Annotated in this window: 10 protein-coding genes; 5 read left to right on the top strand and 5 right to left on the bottom strand. The window is 67.8% G+C overall.

All coding sequences use genetic code 11. The features are described 5' to 3' along the window. Together A9W96_RS15330 and A9W96_RS15325 are read right to left on the bottom strand one after the other, a co-directional pair. Positions 1 to 747: LysR family transcriptional regulator (locus A9W96_RS15330; protein WP_067140945.1), on the bottom strand; the 747-nt coding region annotated here is incomplete at its 3' end. A 9-nt stretch (positions 748 to 756) separates the two neighbouring features. Beyond that, positions 757 to 1,632, bottom strand: a complete 876-nt coding sequence (locus A9W96_RS15325; protein ID WP_067140942.1) for an IclR family transcriptional regulator — start codon at positions 1,630 to 1,632, stop codon at positions 757 to 759. 124 nt (positions 1,633 to 1,756) lie between these two features. Here A9W96_RS15325 and A9W96_RS15320 point away from each other — a divergent pair, with 124 nt between their 5' ends. From A9W96_RS15320 to A9W96_RS15300, 5 genes are all read left to right on the top strand, one after another. Beyond that, complete coding sequence (locus tag A9W96_RS15320) at positions 1,757 to 2,800, top strand: zinc-binding dehydrogenase (RefSeq protein ID WP_066870000.1); 1,044 nt, start codon at positions 1,757 to 1,759, stop codon at positions 2,798 to 2,800. Continuing rightward, positions 2,797 to 3,210, top strand: a complete 414-nt coding sequence (locus A9W96_RS15315; RefSeq protein ID WP_066877111.1) for a nuclear transport factor 2 family protein — start codon at positions 2,797 to 2,799, stop codon at positions 3,208 to 3,210. The genes A9W96_RS15320 and A9W96_RS15315 overlap by 4 nt, the downstream gene beginning before the upstream one ends. Further along, entirely contained in the window at positions 3,211 to 4,032 is an 822-nt protein-coding gene (locus A9W96_RS15310; RefSeq protein WP_067140939.1) for an SDR family NAD(P)-dependent oxidoreductase, read from the top strand. A gap of 236 nt (positions 4,033 to 4,268) precedes the next feature. Beyond that, positions 4,269 to 5,573: a sodium:proton exchanger gene (locus A9W96_RS15305; protein WP_066869990.1), complete on the top strand. Its 1,305-nt coding sequence runs from the start codon at positions 4,269 to 4,271 to the stop codon at positions 5,571 to 5,573. Positions 5,574 to 5,601: 28 nt separating this feature from the next. Continuing rightward, on the top strand, positions 5,602 to 6,438 hold the full coding sequence (locus tag A9W96_RS15300; RefSeq protein ID WP_082972282.1) for an SDR family oxidoreductase: 837 nt from the start codon (positions 5,602 to 5,604) through the stop codon (positions 6,436 to 6,438). On the opposite strand, the gene A9W96_RS15295 is transcribed toward A9W96_RS15300, so the two are convergent. From A9W96_RS15295 to A9W96_RS15285, 3 genes are all read right to left on the bottom strand, one after another. Further along, positions 6,435 to 8,204 carry a SulP family inorganic anion transporter gene (locus A9W96_RS15295; protein ID WP_231997775.1) on the bottom strand — a complete coding sequence of 590 codons (1,770 nt, stop codon included), beginning with the start codon at positions 8,202 to 8,204 and terminating at the stop codon, positions 6,435 to 6,437. The genes A9W96_RS15300 and A9W96_RS15295 overlap by 4 nt on opposite strands. A gap of 24 nt (positions 8,205 to 8,228) precedes the next feature. Continuing rightward, positions 8,229 to 9,311 (bottom strand): sulfate ABC transporter substrate-binding protein, encoded by a 1,083-nt coding sequence (locus tag A9W96_RS15290; RefSeq protein WP_369830835.1) that lies wholly within the window; start codon positions 9,309 to 9,311, stop codon positions 8,229 to 8,231. Positions 9,312 to 9,479: 168 nt separating this feature from the next. Continuing rightward, positions 9,480 to 10,570: NAD(P)/FAD-dependent oxidoreductase (locus A9W96_RS15285; protein WP_067140936.1), on the bottom strand; the 1,091-nt coding region annotated here is incomplete at its 5' end.

The following is a 10,570-nucleotide window of genomic DNA, read 5'->3' as shown; positions in this document are numbered from 1 at the left end:
GCACAACCGGGGCGGGAGGGCAGCGGTGTGGCGCTTGGGTGACTCCAGTACGGCACCTGCGATCATGCGGACGTGCGCGTAGAACGCGTCGCCGGTGATGCCGCCGTCGTTGATTCCGACGACACGTGCGCCGGTGTCGGCGGCGAAGGCTTCGGCGAACCGATTCCACGATGACCATGCCGACGCGTCGTCGTCGACGAGGACGCTGACATGCCGTGCGCCAATCGGTTCCGATGACGCGGCCCCCGGAACGACCGCGCTCAGCGGCTCGGCGCGAAGCAGGTGCGGAGTCAATGCCCGCTGCTTGGCCTGCGCGTCGGTGATCCAGGCCAACGCGATGTCGAGGGTGCCCTCGGCCACCCGGTCCGCCTGCACGTGCGACGGCAACACCCACTCGTCCAGCCGCAAGGCCGCCGCGGACCCCACCAGGGCGTCGATGTCGTCGGGCAACCAGCTGACGTACCCGAGCCGCACCGGGGAGCTTTGCGCGGCGGTCCGCTGCAGCCGGTGCTTGGCGTCGTCGGCCAGTGCCAGAATCCGGCGCGCGTCCGGGAGAAACGTACGGCCGGCCTCGCTCAGCCGGACGCTGCGCCGGTCCCGCAGCAACAGATCGGTGCCCACTTCGCGCTCCAACGCGATGATCTGTTGCGACAACGCCGGTCCCGAAATGTGCAGGCGCTTGGCGGCGCGACCGAAGTGCAATTCCTCTGCGACCGCGACGAAATAGCGCAGCTGCCGCAGTTCCATGCGTCGAGCTTAAGTCGCCCCATCTGCCCCCTCGATCGCGCCCGCCCGCGGTGGCGATGCGCTGAGCTCGGTCGTCTCGTCGGTCAGCTGTTCCCCGATGTCCCGGATCTGTCGCGCGCTCAACGCGCACAGCGGGTGTACGGCCACCATCAGGGCGACGCGGCCCCGCTCGTCGAAAACCGGTGCGGCGATCGTCACCACGGGTTGCTTGCGGCGGCCCGGGTTGTCGTCGGAAAGAAATCCGATGGTGGTGAACTCGACCAGCAGCTGGTCCATGATGTGGCGCACCGGAGTCGGCATCTCGCTGCTGTCCAGCGTGCCGACCACCTGCACCGCCTGCGCGAGCGCCGGCGTCGTCCAGTCGACGTCGAAACCCCGCTCGCGGGTGTGCGCCAACACCTGCTGGAGGCGCTGGGTGCGGTCGGGATTGCCGCCCGCGCCACGCCGGATCCACGCGCGCTGCTCCTCCTCGGTGTCCCAGGCCGCCATCGCCACACCGAACGGCGGCGCGTAGGGAATCCGATCCCCCGGTATCCCCGACGGCTGCGTGGCGGGTTCACCCTCAAAGGCGGTGACCACCAGGGAATCACCGAACTTCTCGACCACCGAACAGGCATAGCCGACCTCGCGGGAGAGCCGCAGCGCCGCGGACCGCGCCGCATGCGCGAGAGGGCGGGCCGTGTCCGTGCGCGCCGCCACCACGGCCAGCGCCGGGCCGAGGGCGAAGGTCTTCGTGATCGGGTCGCGACTGGCCCAACCGCGGTCGCACAACGTTTTCAGGATCGCGTGCGCGGTCGCCTGGGTGAGATCGAGTTCGCGGACAACGTCGGAGAAGCGCAGCCGCGCGCCCGCAGACCGCGCCAGCAGCTCGACGACATCGAGCACCCGGGCGGTCGGCGCTGACGTCGACCCGCGAATCGCTTGACTCCTTTGCGACGGCGTTCTTAAAGTTGTACGAACATTCGAGATTCTATATCGATTATTCGAGAAAGTTAACGCATTGCGCGCTGTGGTGTTACGCGACGGCCGGTTACAGGTCCGGGAGACACCGGATCCCGAGCCCGGACCGGGTGAGTTGCTGTTGCGCACGTTGAGCACCGCGATCTGCGCATCCGACGTGCACTTCATGGATCATCCCGAACTTGCCATCGACGATCCGACCGGCCGCTCGCTGTACGACACCGAGCGCGACCTCGTGCTCGGCCACGAATTCGTCGGCGAGGTCATCGGGCACGGGCCCGGCTGCACCGACCAATTCGCCCTCGGTACGCGGGTAGCGGCCATGCCGGTCCGGCTGGTCGACGGCGGCGCCGGTGGGATGCGCATCATCGGTCAGCATCCCGAGGCGCAGGGCAGTTTCGGTGAGCTGCTTGTGGTTTCGGAAGTGGCGGCCAAACCCGTGCCCGGCGACGTGTCCAGCGATGCGGTCGCATTGACCGACGCGTTCGCCGTGGGCGAGTTCTACGTGCGGTCGGCGCGGCTGCAGCAGGGCGAGATTCCGCTCGTCATCGGCGCGGGAGCGATCGGGCTCTCGGCCGTCGCCGCCCTGGCCGGCCGCGGCGTGGAACCCATCGTCGTCGCGGACTTCCAAGCCGACCGGCGCCGGCTGGCCCGCGACCGCTTCGGCGCGCACATCGTGGTCGATCCGGCCGAAAAATCGCCGTTCGAGGCGTTCAACGAGGTTCGGGCGCAACGCGGATTGCCCGGTCCGGCAGTCGTATTCGAATGCGTGGGCGCGTCCGGACTGATTCAGCAACTGGTCGAATCCGCCGAGATGGGCACCCGCATCTACTGTGCGGGCGGCTGGTACACCGGCGACACCCTGGACATCACCACCGCCACCCGTCAAGGCGTGACCATCCAGTTCGGCGGCGGGCCGCACCCGCAGGACTGGTACGGCACGCTCGACGCCATCGCGACGGGCCGATTGGACCCGCTACCGAGCGTCGGCAGGATCATCGGGCTCGACGAGGTGCCCGACGCGCTCGATCAGGCCCGCAGGTCCGAGGGACCGCCCCGGATCGTCGTGCATCCGAATGGAGACATCCCGTGAGCGAACGCGATGACCGGCAGGACATCTCCGAACTGCTGGTGCGCTATGCGACGGGGATCGACCGCCGCGACTGGCCGCTGTTTCGCACCGTGTTCACCGACGACTGCCAACTCGACTACGGCGAGATCGGCACCTGGAGAGGCGTGGATGCCGTGGCCGACTTCATGGAGCAGGTGCACGCCCTGGCGGGGCATACGCTGCACCGCCTGACCAACCAGGCCATCACGCTGCACGGCGACACCGCCACCGCACGCACCTATATCGACGGCCTGATCATGGCCGGCGACAACAGCTCTGGCGTCAACGCGATCGGTTTCTACGACGACGACATCGTGCGCACGCCGGCAGGATGGCGCATCGCCCGCCGCCGCTACACCCAGGTTCGCATCACCACGGTCGGGGGCGCCTAGATGACGTTCGCGACGAAATACGGGCCGTGGGCGCTGGTGGCCGGCGCGTCCGACGGGGTGGGCGCGGCGTTCGCCGAAGGGCTCGCCGAGCGCGGTGTCAACGTGGTGCTGCTGGCCCGCCGGCAAGCCGTTCTCGACCGGGTCGCGGCCGAGATCGAAGCCAAGACATCGGCGCAAACGCGCACCGTCGCAATCGATCTGGCGCGGCCCGCAGCGGCGGCGGCGATCGCCGAGGCAACCGCTGACCTGGAGATCGGGATGCTGGTGTATTGCGCGGGCGCGGACCCGAATTTCCAGCCCTTCCTTGCCAATTCGATCGAAGCCGCCGAATCGATGGTGCAACGCAACTGCATGGTGCCCATGCAGCTGTGTCACCATTTCGCGCCCGCGATGGTGGCGCGGGGCAGCGGCGGCATCGTCATCTTCGGTTCCGGTGCGGGGCTGGCCGGCGGACCCAACATGGTCGCCTACGGCGCCTCCAAGGCCTTCGACATGGTCTTCGCCGAGGCGCTGTGGGCCGAGCTGCACGACAAGGGCGTCGACGTCCTGGGCCTGATCCTGGGCAAGACCAACACCCCGGCATTGCGCGCGCTCGAATACAGCCGCGGCCAGATCGGCTCCCCCGACGAGGCGCCCTCGGACGCAGCGGCCGTGTCCGACGTCATCGCCGAGGCGTTCGAGAACCTGGGCAACGGCCCGACCCTGATGGTGGGCGACACCATGCGTGCCGCCGCGCAGCTGCTGGCGTCGCTGAGCCGCAATCAGGCCGTTGAGCTCTTCGCGCAGGCGGCCGCCGCCGCGATGGGTCCGGACGCCCAATGAGCGGCCCGGCTGTTCGCTGCGCGGCGCACCGCCGTCCGCGAGGTTTGCCATAGTTCGAAATCAGGGCAGCCTAACTTTTGCTTCTGCACTGCCCTGTGCAGCAAATACGGGCTTGGGCGCGGCGCCACTTTCGCTGACCCACTGCGTTGCTGAGCCCGCCCGCCGCGGGTACGTTGGGTAACCGGTTCACCACGGCCACCGCGTCGACGTAAGCCACCCGATCGCCAGTGCGAAGGATGACGATGCTCGCCACCGACAGGCCCGCAGCCACCGTCTCGCCGACGGCCGGCTGGCGGCGCCGCACCCTGACCCGTTCCGGACTGATCACCGGCGCGTTCGTCGCCCCGGCGGTGGTCGTCCGCGTGACCGGCTTGCACACCGGCGCCGTGCTGGCCCTGCTGATCTTCGGAGCCGCGGTGGTGGCGGCCAGCTTCTTGCTGGCGTGGGCGGCCGAGGCGGCCCAGGTCGACGTCTCCGGTGGGCTCGCGACGGCGCTGCTCGCCTTGATCGCGGTACTGCCCGAATACGCCGTCGACCTCTACTACGCCTTCGTGTCCGGCCACAACGCGGATTACACGCAATACGCCGCGGCCAACATGACCGGGTCCAACCGGTTGTTGATGGGTCTGGGTTGGCCCGTCGTGGTGCTGGTCAGCATCCTGGTCGCCCGCAAGTCCGGTTCGGACAAGCGCACCGGGTTGACGCTGGAACCAGCAAACCGCGTCGAACTCGGCTTCCTGTTAATCGCCGGCGTCATCGCGTTCGTCATCCCGGCGAGCGGCCAGATCCATCTCGGGTTGGGGCTGGCGTTGCTGGCCTGGTTCGGCTTCTACCTGTACAAGATCAGCCACGGCAGCGTCGAAGAGCCCGATCTGATCGGCACCGCGGCCGCTCTGGGGGACCTGCCCGACGGTCGTCGACGCGCCGCCGTGGTCGGCCTCTTCCTGGTGTCGGGTGGGGTGATCCTGCTGTGCGCCAAGCCCTTTGCCGACAATCTTGTTGCCGCCGGCACCGAACTCGGCATCAACCGCTTCCTGCTGGTGCAGTGGCTGGCGCCGCTGGCCTCCGAAGCGCCGGAATTCATCATCGCGATCATCTTCGCCACCCGCGGCAAGGGCACGGCGGCCATCGCCACGCTGATCTCCTCCAAGGTCAACCAGTGGACCCTGCTTATCGGGTCGTTGCCGATCGCCCATCTGCTGGGCGGCGGCGGGTTGTCCCTGCAACTCGACCCCCGCCAGGTGGAGGAGGTGCTGCTGACCGCGACCCAGACGATGATGGGCGTGGCGCTGATCTTGGCGCTGCGGTTCAACCGGGCCGCCGCGTGCACACTGCTCGGCCTGTTCGTCGTCCAGTTCCCGATCTTCTCGACGCAGGGACGGCTACTGCTCTGCGGTGTCTACGCCGCGGTGGCCATCGCGGCGTTGATCATCAATCGCCGCCACGTGGCCGGCACGCTCACAGCGCCGTTCTTCGGCACGGCCATCCGGCACAGCGGTCACCCCCACCTCGAAGCCGACGGTTCCGTCCGCCCGCACTAGCCCGCCGCCCGGCGTATACGGTCCAGGTATGAATCGAGTGTCGGTGATCACAGGCGGCGCGGGTGGGATGGGGCAGGCCACGGCGAAAATCGTCGGGCGCGACCACACCCTGGTGCTGTGTGACGTCAGGCAGGACCGGCTGGCGGCCGCGGCCGCGACGCTGCAGGACATCGGGATCACCCCCACAGTGGTCGATTGCGATGTCACCGACCGGCAGGCGGTCGCGGATCTGCTCAAGACCGCCGGGGGTCTGGGTCCGGTGGTCTCCGTCATCCATACCGCGGGGGTCAGCCCCAGCATGGGCGCCGCCGACTACGTCATGCGAACCAACGCCGTCGGCACCGTCAACGTGAACGAGGAGTTCTTCTCGGTCGCCGACGAGGGCGCCGTGATCGTCAACGTGGCATCGATGGCGGCGCACATGTTGCCCGCGGAAATCGTTCCGGCAGACCAATTTCCGCGGGCGCTGGATGACCTGGACGCCTTTATGGCCGCCATGCTCGCGGCATGCGAGATCGCCCCCGAAGACGCGCGATCGGGTCTGGCATACGCCATCAGCAAGAGCTTCGTGAAGTGGTACAGCCAGTCGCAGGCGGAGCGCTTCAACGCCCGCGGACTGCGCATCGTGTCGGTGTCGCCGGGTTCCATCGACACCGAGATGGGCAGGCTCGAGGAGCAGGCCGGCGCCGGCGCGATGGTCGCCAACGCCGCGGTCCCGCGGTGGGGTAAGCCGGAGGAGATGGCCGAGCTCCTCGCCTTCTGCGCCAGCGACAAGGCCGGATACCTCACCGGCACCGACATCCTCAACGACGGCGGGGTCATCGCCTCGATGACCGAACGGGCCCGGGTGACCGCCGGCGGCTAGACCAGGTAGTACAGCTCGGAGTGCGGGGCGAGTTCGGGCGCGCTGGTGAAGGGCTCCTTGACCTTCAGTTCCGCCAGCCTGTTGTGGGCGTAGCGCACCGCCTTGAGGGTGGCCGAGAATTCCTCGTCTTCTTCGGGGAAGACCTGCTCGGCCGGGAACCAGCTCTTGAAGCCCACGTTGTTCAAGACGCCGAGCGTATCGTCGCGCACCCCGGCCAGTAGGACGGTGACGCCGCGCTCGGTCACCTCACGCAGGAAGTGCTCGATGCGCTCGATGCAGACCACGTCCGGGTGGCGCACCCGCTTGAGCCGCAGGACCACGAACGCGATGCCGCCGTCGGTGATTCGCTGATTGATCGCCGACAGGTAGCGGTCGAGTTCGGGTGCCGCCCCGAAGAACAACTCGCCTTCGAGGTCGTAGATGACGATCGAGGGATCCGGCGAGTCGCCCGGAATCCGCTCGCGGACAACGCGTTCGGGTGTGACGACGAGTTCCTTGGACTTCAGCTTGGCCGCCCGCGGTACGAACAGCAGGATCGACAGGATCACCCCGAGCAGCACCGACTTGTCGAGGTCGACGGCGATACCGGTGAAGGCCGTGACGATCACCAGCCCGGCGTCATAGCGGGACGCCTTGAGCGTGTAGATCAGGCGCTTGAAATCGACCAGGCGGGCGGCGGTCACCAGCAACAGCCCGGCCAGCGCCGGCTGCGGAACGTAGCGCAGCAGCGGGGCGAACAGCAGCAGTGCCGCGGCAACCGTTGCGGCCGAGACGATTCCGGAGAATCTCGTCGCGGCGCCGGACTGGAAGTTGATCGCCGACCTCGACAGCGAGCCGGAACCGGGCAGGCTTTGGAAGAAGCCGCCGGTCAGGTTGGCCAGGCCTTCGGCCATGATCTGACGGTTGTAGTCGATCTTCTGTTGTGTCTGGTAGGCAATGGCTTTGGCGATTGACAGCGCCTCGATGATGCCGACGAAGGCGATGGCCAGCGCGCCGGTCGACAGATGCGGCAGCCACTCCGTGTGGACGTCGGGGACATGCGGCCCGGGCAGGCTGCGCGGGATCTTGGCGGCCACCGACACCGCGGTATGGCCGCCCGCGCCCGGCGTCGACCACCCGGCGAGGTAGGCGATCAGCGCGGTGATGACGAGCACCGCGAGCATGTCGACCTGCGGCCAGCCGTAGCGTTGCACCAGCTTGCGCAGGACGACGGCCAGCACCACCGCCGACGCGCTCAAAGTGAGTGCGCGGTAATTGATGTGATCGCCGTGGGTGAGCGTGAGCCAGACGCGGCGCAAGACCTGCATGTGGCCGTTGCCCTTGTCGCGCACGCCCAGCGCGTTGCCCAGCTGTCCGATGGCGAGCAGGAACGCCGCGGCCGCCATGAAGCCGATGATGACCGACTCGGAAATGTAGCGGGTGAGGTTGCCGAGCTTGAACAGGCTGATCACGATCTGGAACGCGCCCACCAACACGGCCAGCAGGAAAAGCGCCTCGAAGAGCTCCTTGGAGTTCTCCGAGTCGATGAAGGCCAGCGCCGTGAACACCAGCAGCGAGATGGCGCTCGTCGGCCCGTTGATCAAATGCGAGGACGACCCGAAGATCGAGGCGACGATGGTCACGACGATCGCCGAGTACACGCCGAATCTCGGGTCCACCCCGGCGATCAGGGCGTAGGCCATCGCCTGGGGAAACGATATGGCGGCGACGGTCAGCCCGGCGATCACATCATGCCGACCCTTCACCAGGTCGTAATTCACACGCACACCCACGATGTCGACGTCTTTCCGCTAAGCACCCGACGCCGCGGCGGGCGCCGAGATCGTGTCCAGGATTCCGTTGGTGCCGAAGAACTGTTCCCGGGCGTCGCTCCAGTCCTTGGCGATGGCGCTGACCGGGAACAGGGTCAGCGGGCGCAGCCGGTCGGCATGCTTGGCCAGGATCGCCGGCTTGAAGGGCCGGTATCCGTACTGCGCCACCAGTTCCTGAGCGGCGTCGGTGAACAGGTATTCGAGGTACGCCTTCGCGTGGGCCGCCGTCGCGGGATCGGTCACGTTCGCGTCGACCCAGGCCACCGCGGGCTGAGCGAGGATGCTGACCGGCGGATAGACGAGCTCCAGCTCGTCCTTGTTCGCCGCCACCTCGCGCAGCGCCTCGTTCTCCCACGTCAGCTGGACATCGCCGATCTTGGCCAGCGCGAAGCTGTCTCCGGCGCTGCGGGCACCGGCGTCGGAAACCGCGACGTGTTGCAGTAGCGACTTCACGTATGCGGTCGCCTGCGCCGGGGTGCCACCGCGGGTGGTGACCGCACCCCAGGCCGCCAACACGCTCAGTTGACCGTTGCCGGACGTCCGCGGATTCGGGGACACCACGGCCACCTCGGGATTGATCAGGTCGGGCCAGTCGTGGATCCCCTTGGGATTGCCCTTGCGGACGACGAAGACGACGGTCGACGTGTAGGGCACCGAGGCATTCGGTAGCCGCTGTTGCCAGTTGCCGGCGATCAGGCCCCGCTTGCTGAGCGTGTCGATGTCGCTGATCAACGCCAGGGACACCACGCTGGCTTTTTGACTGCCATCGAGCACGCTGCGAAGCTGACGCCCCGAGCCGCCGTGAGACTCCTTGATGCTCAGCGTTGTTCCGTTGTGCGCGTGGTAGTCCGCGACGAATCGCTTGTCCAGCGCCGCATACAATTCGCGCGTCGGGTCGTAGGACACGTTGAGGATCTCGTTCGAACCACCCGCAGGGAGGTTCTTCAGCACGATCGCGGTCGTGGCGACGACGATGGCGAGAACGCCCAGGAGGCTCAGCCAGGGAAGCCGCAGCGGCCGGCGGGCCGTATCGGGTGGCAGCAGCTTCACCACGTCAACCACACCTTCCACCACCAACCATGATGATGTGCCAAACAGCCCCGTGTGGCACCGAACTTTTTTAAGAATGTTAACGATCGGGCCACCGGGCGGCAGCCTTGAGAATCAGCCTGAAGATAAATACGCCCACCGTGTTTGGGTCATTACGCGGCACCGCATGGGCCCGGGCGGTTAGCCCCGCGCGCCGACCCCGACGCTGGATACACCGGCATCGTCGCCAACCCGGCCATGGATCCACTCCCCTGGCCGCAGCCGCCACGTCCGGCGGGCGTAGTCCAGCTCGGTGTACGGCCATTGGGTGACGATGCGCCCGGTCGGCGACCGGAAGTAGCTGTCGCACCGCGTCCAGATGGTGCGCTCCAGGTCCGCGGAAAGTGTGTCGTTGTACCGCTTTTCGGCCTCCGGGCGCACGTCGAGATATCCGCCGCGGCGCGCCAGGCGGCTCACCGCGCTGGCGACCAGCCGCGCCCCGGCTTCGAGGATGTAGACGATGGAGTTGCCGCCCTGGTTGGTGTTGGGGCCGTAGAGCATGAAGAAGTTGGGGAATCCGCTGACCGCGACCCCCAGGTAGGCGGATGGGTCGTCGCCCCAGTGTTCGTGCAGCCGACGGCCGCCGGCGCCCACGACGTCGATGCCGCAGAGGTAGCGGGAGGTCTCGAAGCCGGTCGCCAGCACAATGGCGTCGACGCCCACTTCCCCACCCGTCGCCGTCGTCACCGATGCTGGGCCGACGCGGGCGATGGGGTCGGTGACCAGCTCGACGTTGTCGCGCTGCAACGCCCGGTAATAGTCGTCGCCCAGCAACACCCGTTTACAGCGGAACGGATAGTCCGGAGTCAGCGCCCGGCGCAGCGGCTCGTCATCGACGGTGCGCTCGAGAAACGACGTCGCGATCTGGGCGCGCGCGGTCACCACGGGGTCCTCGGCGAAAGTCGCGGTGTTGTCGTGCTGGAACTTCCAGATCTGCCAGCGGGTGCGGCGCAGCGCGAGCGGGCTGCGCCGGAAGCGGGCCAATTCGGTTGCGGTGTAAGGACGATCATCCTTGGGCACCATCCAGGGTGGGGTGCGCTGGAAGACCGTGACGCGCCCGGCGGTCTTGGCGAGTTCGGGGACGACCTGCACCCCGCTGGCGCCGGTGCCGATCACCGCGACGCGGCGGCCGGCCAGATCGAGGTCGTGGTCCCACTGCGCGGTGTGCAGCACCGGGCCGGTGAAGTCGCCCAGGCCGTCGATGTCAGGGCGGTTGGCAGAACCGTACAACC

Source organism: Mycobacterium sp. 1245852.3 (assembly GCF_001669335.1).
In the GTDB taxonomy this organism is placed as follows: domain Bacteria; phylum Actinomycetota; class Actinomycetes; order Mycobacteriales; family Mycobacteriaceae; genus Mycobacterium; species Mycobacterium europaeum_A.
Note: the sequence above shows the minus strand (reverse complement) of the source record. Positions and strands in the feature narration are given on the sequence as shown.